The organism is Pseudomonas sp. stari2 (assembly GCF_040760005.1).
GTDB lineage: Bacteria > Pseudomonadota > Gammaproteobacteria > Pseudomonadales > Pseudomonadaceae > Aquipseudomonas.
The window spans coordinates 5,450,099-5,465,579 of the sequence record NZ_CP099760.1; the positions used below are offsets into that span (position 1 = coordinate 5,450,099).

The 15,481-nt window shown below is 60.8% G+C and carries 18 protein-coding genes; 13 read left to right on the top strand and 5 right to left on the bottom strand.

Annotation, left to right across the window (positions count from 1 at the left end; genetic code table 11):
* Positions 1 to 70: 70 nt before the first annotated feature.
* From NH234_RS24925 to NH234_RS24935, 3 genes are all read right to left on the bottom strand, one after another.
* Complete coding sequence (locus NH234_RS24925) at positions 71 to 358, bottom strand: PA4642 family protein (RefSeq protein ID WP_085700871.1); 288 nt, start codon at positions 356 to 358, stop codon at positions 71 to 73.
* 63 nt (positions 359 to 421) lie between these two features.
* Positions 422 to 901: a hypothetical protein gene (locus NH234_RS24930; protein WP_085733638.1), complete on the bottom strand. Its 480-nt coding sequence runs from the start codon at positions 899 to 901 to the stop codon at positions 422 to 424.
* Positions 902 to 989: 88 nt separating this feature from the next.
* Positions 990 to 1,547, bottom strand: a complete 558-nt coding sequence (locus tag NH234_RS24935; RefSeq protein ID WP_367254574.1) for a hypoxanthine-guanine phosphoribosyltransferase — start codon at positions 1,545 to 1,547, stop codon at positions 990 to 992.
* Positions 1,548 to 1,712: 165 nt separating this feature from the next.
* Between NH234_RS24935 and upp the strand changes: the two genes are divergently transcribed.
* Together upp and NH234_RS24945 are read left to right on the top strand one after the other, a co-directional pair.
* Positions 1,713 to 2,351 carry a uracil phosphoribosyltransferase gene (gene upp, locus NH234_RS24940; RefSeq protein WP_007951682.1) on the top strand — a complete coding sequence of 213 codons (639 nt, stop codon included), beginning with the start codon at positions 1,713 to 1,715 and terminating at the stop codon, positions 2,349 to 2,351.
* 2 nt (positions 2,352 to 2,353) lie between these two features.
* On the top strand, positions 2,354 to 3,628 hold the full coding sequence (locus NH234_RS24945; RefSeq protein ID WP_085733636.1) for a uracil-xanthine permease family protein: 1,275 nt from the start codon (positions 2,354 to 2,356) through the stop codon (positions 3,626 to 3,628).
* Between the two features lie 47 nt (positions 3,629 to 3,675).
* Here the strand turns inward: NH234_RS24945 and hemH are convergent, their stop codons facing one another.
* Both hemH and NH234_RS24955 read right to left on the bottom strand, forming a co-directional pair.
* Positions 3,676 to 4,701, bottom strand: coding sequence for a ferrochelatase (gene hemH / locus NH234_RS24950; protein WP_367254578.1), 1,026 nt, complete (start codon positions 4,699 to 4,701; stop codon positions 3,676 to 3,678).
* A 13-nt stretch (positions 4,702 to 4,714) separates the two neighbouring features.
* Positions 4,715 to 5,617: a TIGR01777 family oxidoreductase gene (locus tag NH234_RS24955; protein ID WP_367254579.1), complete on the bottom strand. Its 903-nt coding sequence runs from the start codon at positions 5,615 to 5,617 to the stop codon at positions 4,715 to 4,717.
* A 197-nt stretch (positions 5,618 to 5,814) separates the two neighbouring features.
* On the opposite strand from NH234_RS24955, the gene NH234_RS24960 reads away from it, so the two are divergent.
* From NH234_RS24960 to NH234_RS25010, 11 genes are all read left to right on the top strand, one after another.
* The gene (locus tag NH234_RS24960) at positions 5,815 to 6,801 is read left to right on the top strand and encodes an NAD(P)/FAD-dependent oxidoreductase (protein WP_085733633.1); all 987 of its coding nucleotides are present in this window, start codon (positions 5,815 to 5,817) and stop codon (positions 6,799 to 6,801) included.
* Positions 6,798 to 7,013, top strand: a complete 216-nt coding sequence (locus NH234_RS24965; RefSeq protein ID WP_085733632.1) for a TIGR02450 family Trp-rich protein — start codon at positions 6,798 to 6,800, stop codon at positions 7,011 to 7,013. The genes NH234_RS24960 and NH234_RS24965 overlap by 4 nt, the downstream gene beginning before the upstream one ends.
* A gap of 111 nt (positions 7,014 to 7,124) precedes the next feature.
* The gene (locus tag NH234_RS24970) at positions 7,125 to 8,078 is read left to right on the top strand and encodes a DUF523 and DUF1722 domain-containing protein (protein WP_085733631.1); all 954 of its coding nucleotides are present in this window, start codon (positions 7,125 to 7,127) and stop codon (positions 8,076 to 8,078) included.
* The gene (locus NH234_RS24975) at positions 8,078 to 9,019 is read left to right on the top strand and encodes a MerR family transcriptional regulator (protein ID WP_367254581.1); all 942 of its coding nucleotides are present in this window, start codon (positions 8,078 to 8,080) and stop codon (positions 9,017 to 9,019) included. Before NH234_RS24970 ends, NH234_RS24975 begins: the two co-directional genes overlap by 1 nt.
* A 20-nt stretch (positions 9,020 to 9,039) precedes the next feature.
* Positions 9,040 to 10,485, top strand: coding sequence for a deoxyribodipyrimidine photo-lyase (gene phrB / locus NH234_RS24980; RefSeq protein WP_367254583.1), 1,446 nt, complete (start codon positions 9,040 to 9,042; stop codon positions 10,483 to 10,485).
* Complete coding sequence (locus NH234_RS24985) at positions 10,478 to 10,900, top strand: nuclear transport factor 2 family protein (protein ID WP_367254585.1); 423 nt, start codon at positions 10,478 to 10,480, stop codon at positions 10,898 to 10,900. Before phrB ends, NH234_RS24985 begins: the two co-directional genes overlap by 8 nt.
* Positions 10,897 to 11,679, top strand: coding sequence for an SDR family oxidoreductase (locus NH234_RS24990; protein WP_085733627.1), 783 nt, complete (start codon positions 10,897 to 10,899; stop codon positions 11,677 to 11,679). Before NH234_RS24985 ends, NH234_RS24990 begins: the two co-directional genes overlap by 4 nt.
* Entirely contained in the window at positions 11,676 to 12,923 is a 1,248-nt protein-coding gene (locus tag NH234_RS24995; protein WP_367254587.1) for an NAD(P)/FAD-dependent oxidoreductase, read from the top strand. The genes NH234_RS24990 and NH234_RS24995 overlap by 4 nt, the downstream gene beginning before the upstream one ends.
* Positions 12,920 to 13,735, top strand: a complete 816-nt coding sequence (locus NH234_RS25000; protein ID WP_367254589.1) for a DUF1365 domain-containing protein — start codon at positions 12,920 to 12,922, stop codon at positions 13,733 to 13,735. The genes NH234_RS24995 and NH234_RS25000 overlap by 4 nt, the downstream gene beginning before the upstream one ends.
* A complete protein-coding gene (locus NH234_RS25005) occupies positions 13,722 to 14,996 on the top strand; it encodes a cyclopropane-fatty-acyl-phospholipid synthase family protein (protein ID WP_085733624.1) in 1,275 nt (424 codons plus the stop codon). The genes NH234_RS25000 and NH234_RS25005 overlap by 14 nt, the downstream gene beginning before the upstream one ends.
* On the top strand, positions 14,989 to 15,480 hold the full coding sequence (locus tag NH234_RS25010) for a DUF2878 domain-containing protein (RefSeq protein ID WP_085733623.1): 492 nt from the start codon (positions 14,989 to 14,991) through the stop codon (positions 15,478 to 15,480). The genes NH234_RS25005 and NH234_RS25010 overlap by 8 nt, the downstream gene beginning before the upstream one ends.
* Position 15,481: the final 1 nt, after the last annotated feature.

Here is a 15,481-nt window from a genome sequence, read left to right on the forward strand (position 1 = left end):
TCCATGAAAAACGCCCCGCACTCGGTGAGTGAGGGGCGTTTTTTTTATGCCTCGGGAAAACCGCGAGCTATCAGCCGCGTGCTTTCTCGATCAACTCGATGTATTCCGCAGCGTTACGCTGATCGCGGATCTGGTCGACGAAGGTCTTGCCGTGCTCGTCCTTGCCATCCAGGTCATAACCGGCTGCAACGAAGAACGTCAGGAAACGCTCGAAATCGTCGATGCGCAGGCCACGGTAAGCCTTGACCAGTTTGTGCAGCGACGGCGAGGTGGCGTCGACCGGCTCAAAATCGAGGAACAGCTTGATCTGCTCATCGCCGATCTCGTCACCAATCACTTGTTTCTTATCTTTACGCATTGCCGACTCCAGCTCGCAGACATTTCACGGGGCGGGCAGTTTACCCCCGCCCGGGCACGGGGCTCAACGCGCACGCGTACTGCCGGTGTGCAGATCGGCCCAGATGTGGCCGTTCGCGTAGCTGAGGAATTGCACGTACACGGTGTCATTACGCAGCAGATCGATAATCACCCGGTATTGGGCCAGCGGATAGAACAGGGTCAGGGTCTTGTGCTTGTCGTCGTACACCGGCTTTTTCAGGCTTTTGCTTTCGCCATCGAAGCTGACCAGCACCTGATTGATCGTCGCGCCCTTGTTCAAGGGTTTGCCCTTCAGGCGGATCATCAATGGCGACGTCACCGGAATCGGCTGCTGGTTGGACTGGCGCTGGGCGCCGACCACCACGGAATAATCGGTGACCTGCAACAGTTGCTGCTGCTCGGGTTCGGCATCGCGCAGGGTCAGGTCGTCGGGCGGCAGGAATTGACTGTGCATCGGGGCGGCAGCCAGGGGCAGGCTGAGGGTCAGCAACAGGGCGGCGCAGCTGCGGATCAAGAGGCTCATGACAGGCTCCGGAGGGCGGGGCCGAGCACTTTAGCAGTCTTTAAAAGCAAAAGATCGCAGCCTGAGGCTGCGATCTTTAAGGGGACGCTTACATGCCTTTGACGGCGAAGATCCCGTTGGCGTTGCGCCAGTAGCCTTTGTAGTCCATGCCATAACCGAAGATGTAACGGTCGACGCACGGCAGGCCGACGAAATCGGCTTTCAGGTCAGGACGGGCCTTGCGGTCGTGGTCCTTGTCGATCAGCACGGCGGTGTGCACTTTGCGCGCGCCAGCATGTTTGCAGAAGTCGATGATCGCGCCCAGGGTGTGACCTTCGTCGAGAATGTCGTCGATGATCAGCACGTCACGGTCGATGAACGAGACTTCCGGCTTGGCTTTCCAGAACAGGTCGCCGCCGCTGGTTTCGTTGCGATAGCGGGTGGCGTGCAGGTAGGACGCCTCCAGCGGGAACTGCAGATGGGTCAGCAGCTTGCCGGAGAAAATCAGCCCGCCGTTCATCACACAGAACACCACCGGGTTGCTCTCGGCCAGTTGTTCGTTGATTTGTGCACCGACGCGGGCAATGGCAGCCTCGACTTCAGCTTCGGTGTACAGGCAGTCAGCCTCTCGCATGACTTGACGGATATGCTCGAGATCAGCGGACATGGCGCTCTCCAAGGGGGGTCTGTTTCGGAAAAGCGGGCAAAGGTACGCATCCCTCACGGCCGAATCAAGCATTTGTGGACTAACGTACTGTATGTCCTATAGGACATCACCCTCGGATAGATTAATCTAGGCCGGTTTTTTTGCCCGCCGCCGGAGCCTTTCCCCATGTCCATCCAAGAGATCCGCCATCCGCTGATCCGTCACAAACTTGGCCTTATGCGCCGTGCAGACATCAGCACCAAGAATTTCCGCGAGCTCGCTCAGGAAGTCGGTGCCCTGTTGACCTATGAAGCTACCAAAGACCTGCCGCTGGAAACCTACGATATCGAAGGCTGGTGCGGCACGGTGTCGGTCGAGAAAATCGCCGGCAAGAAGATTACCGTCGTGCCGATCCTGCGTGCCGGCATCGGCATGCTCGAAGGCGTGCTGAGCCTGATCCCGGGTGCCAAGGTCAGCGCCGTCGGCGTTGCCCGTAACGAAGAAACCCTGCAGGCCCATACCTATCTGGAAAAACTGGTTCCGGAAATCGACGAACGCCTGGCGATGATCATCGACCCGATGCTCGCCACCGGCAGCTCCATGGTTGCGACCATCGACCTGCTGAAGAAGGCCGGTTGCAAGGACATCCGCGCGATGGTGCTGGTTGCCGCGCCGGAAGGCATCGCCGCTGTCGAGAAAGCTCACCCGGACGTGATCATCTACACCGCGTCCATCGATCAGAAACTCAACGAGCACGGTTACATCATTCCTGGGCTTGGCGATGCCGGTGACAAGATCTTCGGCACCAAGCAGAAGGATGCTTGACCATGCAGGATGAGTTCAACGATCCGCTCTGGCGCACGGTGCTGTCCGGCGCGCAGATGCTGTTCGTGGCTTTCGGCGCCCTGGTGCTGATGCCGCTGATCACGGGCCTTGACCCGAACGTGGCACTGTTCACCGCAGGTCTTGGGACGATTCTGTTCCAGATCGTCACCGGGCGTCAGGTACCGGTGTTCCTCGCGTCGAGCTTTGCCTTCATCACCCCGATCATTCTCGCCAAGGGCCAGTTCGGCCTCGCTGCGACCATGGGCGGCGTGATGGCGGCCGGTTTCGTCTACACCTTCCTGGGCCTGGCCGTGAAGATCAAAGGCACCGGGTTCATCGACCGTCTGCTGCCGCCGGTGGTGATTGGTCCGGTGATCATCTCCATTGGCCTGGCCATGGCGCCGATTGCCGCGAACATGGCGATGGGCAAGGCCGGTGACGGATCGGAGCTGATCCATTACCAGACCGCGATGATGATCTCGATGCCAGCGCTGCTGACCACGTTGATCGTGGCGGTTTTCGGCAAAGGCATTTTCCGTCTGGTGCCGATCATCTCCGGCGTACTGGTGGGTTTCGCCATGTCGTTCTATTTCGGTGTCGTCGACACCGCGAAGATTGCGGTGGCCCCGTGGTTTGCACTGCCTCATTTCACCGCGCCGGAGTTCAACTGGCAGGCGATCCTGTTCATCGTCCCGGTGGCCCTGGCCCCGGCCATCGAACACATCGGCGGCGTGATTGCAGTCGGCAGCGTGACCGGTCGCGACTACCTGAAAAAGCCGGGCCTGCATCGCACCCTGCTCGGTGACGGTATCGCTACCACGGCTGCCGGTCTGTTCGGCGGCCCGCCCAACACCACCTACGCCGAAGTGACTGGCGCGGTGATGCTGACCAAGAACTACAACCCGAAAATCATGACCTGGGCGGCGATCTTCGCCATCGCCCTGGCGTTCATCGGCAAGTTCGGCGCCCTGCTGCAAAGCATTCCGGTGCCGGTGATGGGCGGGATTTTGTGCCTGTTGTTCGGTTCGATTGCAGCGGTGGGGATGAACACCCTGATCCGTCACAAGATCGACCTGGGCGAGGCGCGCAATCTGGTGATCGTTTCAGTGACTCTGGTGTTCGGTATCGGCGGTGTGCTGGTCGGCACCGGCACAGGTCCGGACGACTTCGGCCTCAAAGGCATCGCGCTGTGCGCGGTGGTGGCGATTGCGCTGAACCTGATCCTGCCGGGCAACGACAGCTGGAAACACAAGAAGGCGGATGAGCCGCTGCTCTAAGCCTTGAGCGTTGATCGTTCCCACGTTGCGTGGGAACGATCATGTTTTCAGAGGGCCAACGGCGCCCGCTCACACAACGTCGCCAACGCCTTCGCCCACTGCAGGTCATCGTTCAGGCACGGCACCAGCACCAACTCCTCCCCTCCCGCCTCGCGGAACTGTTCCTTGCCGCGATCGCCGATCTCTTCCAGGGTCTCGATGCAATCGGCAACAAACGCCGGGCACATCACCAGAACCTTCTTCACGCCGCTCTTGGCCAGTTCATCCAGCCGCGCTTCGGTGTAGGGTTCGATCCATTTCGCCCGGCCCAGCCGCGACTGAAACGACACCGACCACTTGCCGTCCGGCAGCCCCATACGCTCAGCAAACAACGCCGCCGTGCGCAGGCATTGGGCGCGATAACAGGTGGCCAGGACGGCAGCCGAAGCGTTCCTGCAGCAATCTTCATTCTTGAAGCAATGATTGCCGGTCGGGTCGAGCTTGGTCAGATGCCGCTCCGGCAAACCGTGGAAGCTCAGCAACAGATGATCGTAATCCTGCTGCAAGTGCGGCCGGGCATTCGCCACCAGGGCATCGAGGTATTCCGGTTGATCGTAGAACGGCTGCAACACCGACAGTTGCAGATCGAGTTTCTTCTCGCGCACCACACGCTTGGCTTCTTCGATCACCGTAGTGGTGGTGCTGTCGGCGAACTGTGGATAAAGCGGTGCGAGCGTAATGCGCTTATGCCCTGCTGCCACCAGTTTGAGCAGCGCCGATTCGATCGACGGCTGCCCGTAACGCATGGCCAGTTCCACCGGGCCGTGGGTCCACTGTGACGTCATCTGCTGCTGCAGGCGACGGCTGAGCACCACCAGTGGCGAACCCTCCTCCCACCAGATCGACGCATAGGCGTGGGCCGACTGCTCGGGACGCTTGATCAGGATCAGCGATACCAGCAGACGCCGCACCGGCCATGGCAGGTCGATCACGTACGGGTCCATCAGAAATTGATTGAGGTAGCTGCGCACGTCGGCCACCGAAGTGGAGGCCGGCGAACCCAGGTTGACCAGAAGCAAGGCGTGATCGGTCATGCAACGTCCTATTTCAGAGGCGGCTGGACAGATCGTCCAGAGCCGCGCGTAAATCCGTAAACCGGAAACTGAATCCGGCTTCCAGCAAGCGTGCCGGCGTGGCCCGTTGGCCACCCAGCAACAGCGATGACATCTCGCCGAGCCCGACCTTCAAGGCGAGGGCCGGCATCGGTATGAACGCCGGGCGATGAAGCACGCGGCCCAGCGTCCTGGCAAATTCGCGATTGCGCACAGGTTTCGGCGCGCACGCATTATAAGGACCACTCGCCTGATCGCGGTGCAGAAGAAAATCAATCAGGGCGATTTGATCGTCGATATGAATCCACGACATCCACTGCCGACCATTGCCCAACGGCCCACCCAGTCCGAGTTTGAACGGCAGCAACAGGCGCGACAAAAAACCGCCCTCGGCCGACAGCACCAGCCCGGTCCGAACCAGCACTACGCGGATGTCCATTGCTTCGGCCCGCTGCGCGGTTTCCTCCCAGGCAATGCACAACTGGCTGGCGAAATCGTCAACCACCGGTGGCGACTCTTCGGTCAACTCGCGCTCACCACCGTCACCGTACCAACCCACGGCCGAGCCCGAGATCAGCAGTGAAGGTTTCTGCCCGCGATTTTCCAGCCACGCCAGCAACGTTTCGGTGAGCGTGATCCGGCTGCTCCACAACAACGCCTTGCGCCGATGGGTCCATGGCCGATCGGCAATCGGCGCGCCGGCAAGGTTGACGATCACGTCGACCGGTTCATCGCCAAGGTCCTCCAGACGCGCGATGCCACGCACTTGAGTGCCGCAGATTTTCGCGACCTTTTCCGCACGACGGCTCCACACGGTCAACCGGTGGCCTTGACCCGACCAGTGCCGGCAGAGCTGACGTCCGATCAATCCAGTACCGCCGGTCAGCAATATGTGCATGACATCTTCCTCGCGTGGCGTTTTACTTCGATCACTAGTCTATTTTTATAAGCAGGGATCTTTTCTATCGGACAGGCTCTATTGTTTAACAATAGGCCAAGCTGTCAGAACGAAAACGCTGGAAGTTATACCAAAAAACAAAATTGTACAGGTTTCATCCACGGCGTAGTCTGTACAGAAAGGTAAACGAGGCCCCTATGACTGTACCTATCGCAATCATTGGCACCGGCATCGCCGGACTCTCCGCCGCCCAGGCCCTGACAGAGGCCGGGCACAGCGTCCAGTTGTTCGATAAAAGCCGCGGCAGCGGCGGGCGCATGTCGAGCAAGCGCAGCGACGCCGGCTCCCTGGACATGGGAGCGCAATATTTCACGGCCCGCGACCGGCGTTTCGTCACCGAAGTTCAGCGCTGGCAAAGTCAGGGCTGGGTCGCCGAGTGGGCGCCGCAGCTCTACACCTTTCATGGCGGACAACTGAACCTGTCGCCGGACGAGCAGACCCGCTGGGTCGGCTCGCCGCGCATGAGCGCCATCACCCGGGGCTTGCTCGATGGACTGGAAGTGCATTTCGCCTGCCGGATCACCGAGGTCTATCGCGGTGAAGAGCACTGGCACCTGCAAGACGCCGAAGGCTTCACTCACGGCCCCTTCAGCCATGTGGTGATCGCCACGCCGGCGCCTCAGGCCACCGCATTGCTGGCCGCTGCACCGAAACTCGCCGGGGCCGCTGCCGGTGTGAAGATGGACCCGACCTGGGCCGTCGCCCTCGCCTTCGACACGCCGCTGGATACGCCGATCGAAGGCTGCTTCGTCCAAGACAGCGCCCTCGACTGGCTGGCCCGCAACCGCAGCAAACCCGGGCGTGACAACACCCTCGACACCTGGGTCCTGCACGCTACCAGCGCCTGGAGCCGACAGCACATCGACCTGTCCAAGGAAGCCGTGATCGAGCACCTGCACGGTGCCTTTGCCGAATTGCTGCATAGCGCCATGCCCGCACCGACTTTCAGCCTCGCCCACCGCTGGCTCTACGCCCGTCCGGCCACCAGCCATGAGTGGGGCACGCTGGCGGACGCCGATCTGGGGCTGTATGCGTGCGGCGACTGGTGCCTGTCGGGCCGGGTCGAAGGCGCGTGGCTCAGTGGTCAGGAAGCTGCACGCCGCTTGCACGAGCACCTGCAGTGAACCGCTTTAATCCACGCAAACTGCTGCTGTCGAAATGGACAGCAGCCCTCCCGCAAAACCGTGAAAAGCACTTTCTGGTGACCGAACTGTTCCGCGACGAGGACGGCACGGTGCTGGAGATCGAAATGCAGGCAGTCCTGACCAGGCGCACCACGCAACTGGACTGGCATGTTTTGCAGGATGATGCGCACTGGAAAATGGGTTGGCGCTAGCCTTCGCCAAAATCTTGTACAAATCATTTGACTTGTACACCTTTGAATCTATGCTGAAGGAATGTTGTACAGAGTAAAAATTCTGTACAAATTCAGATTCGAGGTGCCGTCATGTCCGAACCGTCCCCACCCAAGATCGCCATCAGCGCCTGCCTGATGGGAGCCGAAGTGCGCTACAACGGCGGACACAAGGCATCACGGCTGTGCACCCATACACTCACTGAATATTTTGAATTCGTCCCGGTGTGTCCGGAAGTCGCGATTGGCCTGGGCATTCCCCGCGAGCCGATCCGGCTGGTGGGCGACCCGGACCATCCCCAAGCCCTCGGGACGGTTCATCGCGAGACCGACGTCACTGATGCGCTGTCCGCTTATGGCGAGAAAATGGCCACCGAGCTCGACGACATCTGCGGCTACATCTTCATGCAGCAATCGCCATCCTGTGGCCTGGAACGGGTCAAGGTCTATCACGCCAACGGTGCACCGATCGGCAGCGGGCGCGGGATCTATGCCCAAACCTTCTGCGCCCGGCACCCCGACCTGCCGGTCGAAGAAGCCGGGCGCCTGAACGATCCGGTCCTGCGGGAAAACTTCATTACCCGGGTATTCGCCTACAGCGACTGGCAGCAAGTGCTCCGGCAAGGCCTGAGCCGCCGCGCCCTGACCGACTTCCACTCGCGCTACAAATACCTGCTGATGGCCCACAACCCGGTGCAATACAAGGCGCTGGGCAATCTGCTGGGAAACATGAGCGGAATCGATCCCGTGGAACTCGGCCCGCGCTATTTCAGCCAATTGATGGCGGCGCTGACCACCTGCGCCACGCGCCGCACCCACAGCAACGTATTGCAGCACATCAGTGGCTACCTGAAACGGGCGATCAGCGCCGAAGACAAACAGGAAATGCAGCACGTCATCGGCCAGTACCGCCACGGCATCGTGCCGCTGGTGGTGCCGCTGACGCTGCTCAAACATCACTTTCGTCAACACCCCGATCCGTACATCGCGCAACAGGTTTACCTGCAACCGCACCCGGAAAACCTCAGCCTGCGAAACGCCATTTGATGAATGACTCACCCGACACCAGCGCCCGCGAAGACCTCGGCGCCGACTTCAAGAAAGCACTCGACGACGGCTGGCTGCCGATCCGCGAGGTCGCGCGCCAGACCGGCGTCAACGCCATCACCCTGCGCGCCTGGGAACGCCGTTACGGGCTGATCGTGCCCCAGCGCACACCCAAGGGGCATCGCCTGTATTCGGCCGAACATGTACAGCGTATCCAGCACATCCTCACCTGGCTCAACCGTGGCGTGGCGGTCAGCCAGGTCAAGCCGCTGCTCGATACACCGCAAACCGTCAACGAGCCGCTGGAAAACGAATGGCAGCACTTGCACCAGGCCGCGCTGCTGGCGGTCACGCAATTGAACGAGCGCAGCCTCGACGACAGCGTCAACCAGGCGATGGCGCTGTACCCGCCACGAACCCTGTGTGAGCAATTGCTGATGCCGTTGCTGGCGGACCTCGAACAGCGCTGGCAAGGCCAGTTCGGCGCGCAGATGGAGCGAGTGTTCTTTCATGCCTGGTTGCGCAGCAAATTCGGCGCACGCATCTACCATAACAACCGTCAGTTGCGCACAGCGCCACTGCTGCTGGTCAATCAGTCGGATTTACTGCTCGAGCCACACCTGTGGCTCTGCGCCTGGCTGATCAGCAGCGCCGATTGCCCGGTACAAGTATTTGACTGGCCACTGCCGGCCGGGGAGCTGGCGTTGGCTATCGATCATCTAGAAGCCCGAGGCGTCCTGCTGTATTCCAGCAAAGCCATGAACCTTGTGCAGTTGCCCAAACTATTGAATGGCATCAGTTGCCCGAAAATGATTGCCGGACCAACGGTGTGCATCCACCACGCCGAGTTGTCCGTAAGAACCTCCGAGATCGCTGATCTGTACCTGGCCGAAGATCCACTGTCGGCGCATCAGGTGCTGATCGAGCGTGGGTTGATTTAATGAAGACTGTCGAGAACGCCATGCAATTGATCTGGCTGCGCAGCGACCTGCGCCAACATGACAACACCGCCCTGACGGCCGCTGCCGAGCGCGGCCCGACCGTGGCCGTGTACCTGTTGAGCCCCGATCAATGGCAGGAACATGACGACGCACCGTGCAAGATCGACTTCTGGCTGCGCAATCTGCGGGAACTGAGCGAGCGCCTCGGCAAACTGAACATCCCGTTGTTGATTCGCAGCGCCCCGCGCTGGGATCAGGCACCAGCGGTGCTGCTTGAGCTCTGCCGGCAATTGAAGGTCGAGGCCGTTCACGTCAACGAAGAATATGGCATCCATGAAAGCCGCCGCGATGCGGCAGTTGAACAAACGTTGCAATCTGAGGGCGTCGCATTTCGTAGCTACCTCGATCAGTTGCTGTTCAGCCCCGGCAGCGTACTGACCAAGACCGGCACCTACTTTCAGGTGTTCAGCCAGTTTCGCAAGGTCTGTTACGAGCGCCTGCATCGCTCGATGCCGCAGCTGATAAAGGCTCCAGCCGCACAGGCCCCGCTGCACATCGACAGCGATCCGGTGCCCGAGTCCATCGAGGGTTTCCCGATACCCGGCCAATCCCTGCGCGACCTGTGGCCTGCCGGTGAAACCGAAGCCCAACGACGCCTCGACACATTCGCCGACGTGCAGATCGACTATTACAAAAGCGAGCGTGACTTCCCGGCCAAGCCTGGCACCAGCCAGCTTTCGGCCTATCTCGCCGCCGGTGTGATCTCGCCGCGTCAATGCCTGCATGCCGCACTGCAAACCAATCAGGGCGAATTCGAAAGCGGCAAGGCTGGCGCCGTCACCTGGATCAACGAACTGCTGTGGCGCGAGTTCTACAAGCACATTCTGGTCGGCTACCCACGGGTTTCCCGGCATCGCGCGTTCCGTCCGGAAACCGAAGCCCTGGCCTGGCGCGATGCGCCGCAGGAACTGGCGGCCTGGCAGGAGGCACGCACCGGCCTGCCGATCATCGATGCGGCCATGCGCCAATTGCTCGAAACCGGCTGGATGCACAACCGCCTGCGGATGGTGGTGGCGATGTTCCTGACCAAAAACCTGCTGATCGACTGGCGCGAAGGCGAGCGCTTTTTCATGCGCCACCTGATCGACGGTGATCTGGCGGCGAACAACGGCGGCTGGCAGTGGAGCGCGTCGACCGGCACCGATGCGGCACCGTATTTCCGGATTTTCAACCCGATCAGTCAGTCGGAAAAATTCGACAGCGAAGGCTTGTTCATCAAGCACTGGCTGCCCGAACTGGCCGGGTTGAACAAGAAAGAAGTGCACAACCCGGCGAGTGTCGGCGGGCTGTTCGGCGTCGCGAACTATCCGCCGCCGATCGTCAACCTGAGCACCTCGCGGGAGCGGGCACTGACCGCGTTCAAAAACCTGCCCTCCCGTGCGTCTATCGGAGAAGGCCATGAGTGAATTCCTGAGCCGTTTCGCCCGCCAGTTCGCGCAGTTGAACAAGGACAATCTGCACAGCCTGGACGCGCTCTACAGCGAGGACATTCACTTCACCGACCCACTGCACGAAGTGCAGGGGTTGACGCAATTGCGCGACTACTTCAGCGAGCTGTACGCCAACGTCAGTGAACTGAGGTTCGACTTCCAAGGCCTCGACCAGATCGGGGACTGCGAAGGTTACCTGCGCTGGGTCATGAGTTACCGCCATCCGCGCCTGGCCGGCGGACGACTGATTCGCGTCACCGGCTGCTCGTACCTGCTCTGGCGCGACAAGGTTTATCGCCACCGGGATTACTTCGATGCCGGTGCGCTGCTTTACGAACATTTACCGATATTGGGTCGGGTGATCGCCTGGCTGAAAAGGAGATTGGGATGAGTCGTACAACTCCACGCCGTTATTGGCTGACCGGCGCCAGCAGTGGTATCGGTGCTGCCTTGGCGGAAGAGATTCTGAAAACCGGTGCGCACCTGGCGGTCAGTTCCCGTCAGATCGCACAGCTCAAAGTGTTGTCGCAGCGTTACCCGGGACAGGTGCTGGTGGTGCCGGGAGATCTGACCAACAGCCAGACCGTGCGGGAAATCGGTGAACAGATCGCGCTGGACTGGGGATCGCTGGACAGCGTGATCCTCAACGCCGGCACCTGCGAATACGTCGACGCAAAACAGTTCGACGCTACGATCGTCGAACACGTGGTACGCACCAACCTGCTTGCCAGCAGCTATTGCATCGAAGCCGCCCTGCCCCTGCTGCGCAAGGGAACCGCGCCGCATCTGGTGGGCATGGCCAGCTCCGTCACCTACGTGCCGCTTCCCCGGGCCGAAGCGTACGGTGCATCGAAGGCCGGACTGCGTTATCTGTTCGAGTCATTGCGCATCGATCTGGCGGACGAAGGCATTGAAGTCACCGTCATCAGCCCGGGCTTTGTCGAAACGCCACTGACGGCGAAAAACGACTTCCCGATGCCATTGAGCTGGCCTGTGGATAAAGCCGCACGGCACATCTTCGCCCGGCTCAAGGAGCGGCCGCTGGAAATCGCCTTTCCGGCCTTGTTCATGGCGGCCCTGTGGCCACTGTCGAAATTGCCTGCCCGGGTACAGCTTGCCATCGGCAAGCGCATGGTACGCAGCAACCCACCGCTGCGGGATCTGACGTGAACATCGCCATCGTCGGCAGCGGGATCGCGGGGCTGACCTGCGCCTACCTGCTCAATCGCCGACATGACGTCACAGTGTTCGAGGCCGGTGACTGGGTCGGCGGCCATACGCACACGGTGACAGTGACAGTGGACGGGCGTGATTACGCAGTCGACACCGGGTTCATCGTGTTCAATGACTGGACGTACCCGAACTTCATTCGCCTGCTCGGCCAATTGGGTGTGAGCAGCAAAGCTACCGAAATGAGTTTTTCGGTGACCGATCCGGACACTGGTCTGGAATACAACGGCAACAATCTCGACAGCCTCTTCGCCCAACGCAGCAATCTGTTGTCGCCGGGGTTCTGGGGCATGCTGCGCGACATCCTGCGCTTCAACAAGGAAGCCCGGCGCGATCTCGCCGAACAGCGGATCGCCAGCGACACCACACTGGACGACTACCTCAAGGCCGGCGGCTACGGCGAGCGTTTCATCCTGCATTACATCGTGCCGATGGGCGCAGCGATCTGGTCGATGCCGATGGCCGAGATGCTGAGTTTTCCGCTGCAGTTCTTCGTGCGGTTCTTCGAGAACCACGGCTTGTTGTCGGTCAGCAATCGTCCGCAATGGCGAGTGATCGAGGGTGGCTCGAGTGCCTACCTCGCACCGCTGACCGCGTCATTCAAAGAGCGGATCCGCGTGAACTGCCCGGTAAACCGGATCGAACGCAACGAACACGGCGTGGTTATCCACAGCCCTGTCGGCATCGAGCACTTCGACAAAGTCGTGCTGGCCTGCCACAGCGATCAGGCATTGCGGCTGCTGGTCGATCCGAGCCGTGCCGAACGAGAAATCCTCGGCGCCCTGCCCTACGCCGACAACGAAGTGGTGTTGCACACCGACACCCGCCTGTTGCCGACCCGCAAAAGGGCGTGGGCCAGCTGGAACTATCGCCTTGGCGGAGCCGGCCATACCCGGGCTGCCGTGACTTACGACATGAACATCCTGCAAGGCATCCAGAGCGACACCACATTCTGCGTCAGCCTCAATCAGAGCGCCGGCATCAGCCCGTCCAAAGTGCTTACCCGTTTCACTTATGCCCATCCGCAATTCAGCCTGGCGACAGTGGCGGCACAACAGCGCTGGGCGGAACTCGATGGGGCGCAACACACCCATTACTGCGGCGCGTACTGGGCCAATGGTTTTCATGAAGACGGCGTAGTCAGCGCTTTGCGCGTGGCCGCAGCGTTCGGAGAAAGCCTGTGAACAGCGCGCTCTACAGCGGCTGGATCGCCCATCGGCGATTTGCCCCACGCCGTCATGAATTCCGCTACCGGATCGGACTGATCTATCTCGACCTGACCGAACAGGACGCCGTGCTGAAGCTGTCGCCGCTGGCGGGCGTGAGCCGCTTCGCGCCGTTCTCGTTTCGCGAGAGCGACTACCTCAAGACCTTCACTGGTCGCGGTGTGCGGCTGATCGATGCGGTACGCCTGCTGGTCGGTAAAGCCCTCGGTCACGAGCCGCAGGGCTCGATCTGCCTGCTCACTCAGCCGCGCAGTTGGGGGCTGGCGTTCAACCCGGTGAGCTTCTTTTATTGCCACGAGACCGACGGGCAACTGGCGGCGATTCTCTGCGAAGTCAGCAACACGCCGTGGCGCGAGCGTTATCACTATGTGCTGCCGGCGCGAGCGCCGACCAACGTACGCGACTTCCACCAGCACTTCGCCGTGGCCAAGGCGTTTCACGTATCGCCATTCCTGCCGCCGGATCTGGAATACCGCATGAGCTTCAGCCCCGCCGCGCAAACCCTGGGTGTGCACATGGCCGACTGGCAGGGCGAACACAAACTGTTCGACGCCACACTCAACCTGAAACGCGAACCTCTCGTTCGACGCAACCTGCACCGGCATCTGTGGCGTTTTCCCTGGATGACCGCCAAGACCGCCCTCGCGATCTATTGGCAGGCCCTGCGATTGCTGCTCAAGCGCACACCACTGTTTTCCCATCGGACGGCTGACGACAGCTTTCGAACCGCCACTGCGACTCCCGAGGAGCACCGCCATGAAATCCTCTAGTGTTTCGGCCAGAGCCGCCATCCCGTTCAGTACCCACGGCATCACCGGTTCGCTGCTGCGCCGAGGTGTATTGCGCCAGCTCGCACAACTTAGGCATGGGCAACTGGTGGTGATCGAGGACGGCGAACGCCAAGTCTTCGGCACACCGGGCAGTGCGTTGCAGGGCGAAATTCATGTCCTCGATTCGGCGGTGTGGGGCATGGTCGCGGGTAACGGCTCGATCGGTGCCGGTGAAGCCTTTACTCATGGTTACTGGAGTTCACCAGATCTGACGGCCGTGGTACGCATCTTCGTCAGCAATCTTGAGGTGCTCGACGGCATGGAGGGCGGACTGGCGAAAATCGGCCGGCCGCTGGTGCGCGGTCTGCATTGGCTCAACCGCAACACACGCAAGGGCTCGCAGAAAAACATCGCCGCGCACTACGACCTCGGCAACGATCTTTTCGAGCAGTTTCTCGACCCGACCATGATGTATTCGGCAGCGCAATTCCTTAGCCCCGACGACAATCTGGAACAGGCACAACTGAACAAACTGGAACGGATCTGCCAAAAACTCGCACTCGAGCCCGGCGATCACCTACTGGAAATCGGCACCGGCTGGGGCAGCATGGCGCTGTATGCCGCGCAGCACTATGGCTGCAAAGTCACCACGACCACGCTGTCAAAAGAGCAATACGCGTTCACCGCCCGGCGCATTGAAAGCCTCGGCCTGCAGGACCGGGTGACGCTGCTGCTCAAGGACTACCGCGACCTCACCGGCCAGTACGACAAACTGGTGTCGATCGAGATGATCGAGGCGGTCGGCCATCGTTTTCTGCCGACCTACTTCAAACAATGCGCGCACCTGCTCAAGAGCAACGGCCTGATGCTGCTGCAAGCGATCACCATTCGGGACCAGCGTTACGAGCAGGCGAAACGCGGCGTAGATTTCATTCAGCGCTACATCTTCCCCGGCGGCGCCCTGCCCTGCGTGCAGAAGATGCTCGAAATCGTCAGCCGTGACACCGACATGAACCTGCTGCACATGGAAGATTTCGGCCTGCACTACGCCAGAACCCTTCGTTTATGGCATGAGAACTTTCGCCATGCCCACGGCCGTCTGAGCGAATTGGGCTACGACGATTATTTCCTGCGGCTGTGGGAATTCTATCTGTGCTACTGCGAGGGCGGCTTCCTCGAACGCACCATCGGCACCGCGCAATTGCTGTTGGCCAAACCGGCGGCCATGCCGGCACCGTTGCTCGGACGCTTCGATGCTTGAGCGGATCGCCAACGCGGTTCTGTTCCAGATCGGCTGGCTGGCCTGCGTGCTCGGCGGCAACAGCCTGTGGTTACTGGTGGCGCTGGCAGTGCTGGTGATTCATCTGAGCTGGATCAGCAGTTGGGCGGCAGAAGGCCGACTGATTCTCGGCGTGGTGATTCTGGGCACCGCCGTGGACAGTGGCCTGCGCGGTCTTGGCGTCTTTGAGTTCAAGGATCTGTCGCCGCTGATTCCGCTGTGGCTGATGTTGTTGTGGGCACTGCTCGCCACGACGTTGCGCCATTGCCTGCATTGGAGCGCCCGGCCATGGTGGCTGGCGAGCGCGCTCGGGGCCGTCGGTGGCGCGTTGTCGTACTGCGCCGGTGGACGACTGGCCGGGGTGCAGTTTCCCTACGGCGAGTTACCGACTTTGATCGGCATCGGCCTGTTGTGGGCGTTGCTGTTTCCGTTGTTGCACGTCTTGTCGCGGCGGCTGGTGCAGTAAT

What these genes read in the sequence shown, in the direction of transcription:
- NH234_RS24945 (WP_085733636.1), top strand. Translation starts at nt 2,354, where the DNA reads ATGCAGGATGAGTTCAACGATCCGCTCTGGCGCACGGTGCTGTCCGGC.
- NH234_RS24960 (WP_085733633.1), top strand. Translation starts at nt 5,815, where the DNA reads ATGACTGTACCTATCGCAATCATTGGCACCGGCATCGCCGGACTCTCC.
- NH234_RS24930 (WP_085733638.1), bottom strand. Translation starts at nt 901, where the DNA reads ATGAGCCTCTTGATCCGCAGCTGCGCCGCCCTGTTGCTGACCCTCAGC.
- NH234_RS24985 (WP_367254585.1), top strand. Translation starts at nt 10,478, where the DNA reads ATGAGTGAATTCCTGAGCCGTTTCGCCCGCCAGTTCGCGCAGTTGAAC.
- NH234_RS25005 (WP_085733624.1), top strand. Translation starts at nt 13,722, where the DNA reads ATGAAATCCTCTAGTGTTTCGGCCAGAGCCGCCATCCCGTTCAGTACC.
- NH234_RS24925 (WP_085700871.1), bottom strand. Translation starts at nt 358, where the DNA reads ATGCGTAAAGATAAGAAACAAGTGATTGGTGACGAGATCGGCGATGAG.
- NH234_RS24935 (WP_367254574.1), bottom strand. Translation starts at nt 1,547, where the DNA reads ATGTCCGCTGATCTCGAGCATATCCGTCAAGTCATGCGAGAGGCTGAC.
- NH234_RS24970 (WP_085733631.1), top strand. Translation starts at nt 7,125, where the DNA reads ATGTCCGAACCGTCCCCACCCAAGATCGCCATCAGCGCCTGCCTGATG.
- NH234_RS24990 (WP_085733627.1), top strand. Translation starts at nt 10,897, where the DNA reads ATGAGTCGTACAACTCCACGCCGTTATTGGCTGACCGGCGCCAGCAGT.
- NH234_RS24975 (WP_367254581.1), top strand. Translation starts at nt 8,078, where the DNA reads ATGAATGACTCACCCGACACCAGCGCCCGCGAAGACCTCGGCGCCGAC.
- NH234_RS25010 (WP_085733623.1), top strand. Translation starts at nt 14,989, where the DNA reads ATGCTTGAGCGGATCGCCAACGCGGTTCTGTTCCAGATCGGCTGGCTG.
- phrB (WP_367254583.1), top strand. Translation starts at nt 9,040, where the DNA reads ATGCAATTGATCTGGCTGCGCAGCGACCTGCGCCAACATGACAACACC.
- NH234_RS24955 (WP_367254579.1), bottom strand. Translation starts at nt 5,617, where the DNA reads ATGCACATATTGCTGACCGGCGGTACTGGATTGATCGGACGTCAGCTC.
- upp (WP_007951682.1), top strand. Translation starts at nt 1,713, where the DNA reads ATGTCCATCCAAGAGATCCGCCATCCGCTGATCCGTCACAAACTTGGC.
- hemH (WP_367254578.1), bottom strand. Translation starts at nt 4,701, where the DNA reads ATGACCGATCACGCCTTGCTTCTGGTCAACCTGGGTTCGCCGGCCTCC.